The 548-nt window shown below is 72.6% G+C and carries 1 protein-coding gene; it reads right to left on the bottom strand.

Features of this window, described 5'->3' with window-relative positions; translation table 11 throughout:
• A partial coding sequence (locus AC1DWF_RS37780; protein WP_476843534.1) for an acyl-CoA dehydrogenase family protein occupies positions 1–527 on the bottom strand: 527 nt, incomplete at its 3' end.
• Between the last annotated feature and the right edge of the window lie 21 nt (positions 528–548).

Below are 548 nucleotides of genomic sequence, written 5' to 3'. Positions count from 1 at the left end.
GACCAGAGGCGGCGGGTGAAGTGGTGCAATTCGTGCTCTTCGGTGATGCCGATGGCGGCGAAGACCTGGTGCGCGGTGGCGGCCCCGAACGTCGCGGCCTCGCCGGCGATGATCTTGGCGCAGCCGATCTCGAAGGCGGCGCCGGCAAGACCGTGCGCGTCCACGGCGCGGGCGGCCTGGCTGACGGCGACGCTGACGGCCGCGACCTCGCCCGCCATTGCGGCGAGCTGCTGCTGCACAGCCTGGAATTTCCCGATCGCGCGGCCGAACTGCTTGCGCGTGTTGGCCCAGTCCACCGTCAGCGCCAGCACGCGCTCCAGCGCGCCCGCGATCACCGAGGAGCGGATCAGCGCGCGGCCCAGCAATCCCGCGCGCGGGCCGAACTGGTTGGGCAACAGCGCGCGGGCGATGCGCGGGCCGGGCGTCATCGTGTTGCGCGGCTCGCGGCCGATATTCTCGTGGACGCGCGTTTCGCCCGCCTCGTGCAGGGCGACCGTGCTGCCCTCCAGCAGGACGATCCGCGCCATGTGCCGGCCATAGGGCACGGC

Source organism: Aminobacter sp. P4_D5 (genome assembly GCF_056401815.1).
The sequence above is the reverse complement of the archived record's forward strand: the minus strand, read 5'-3'. Positions and strand labels throughout refer to the sequence as shown.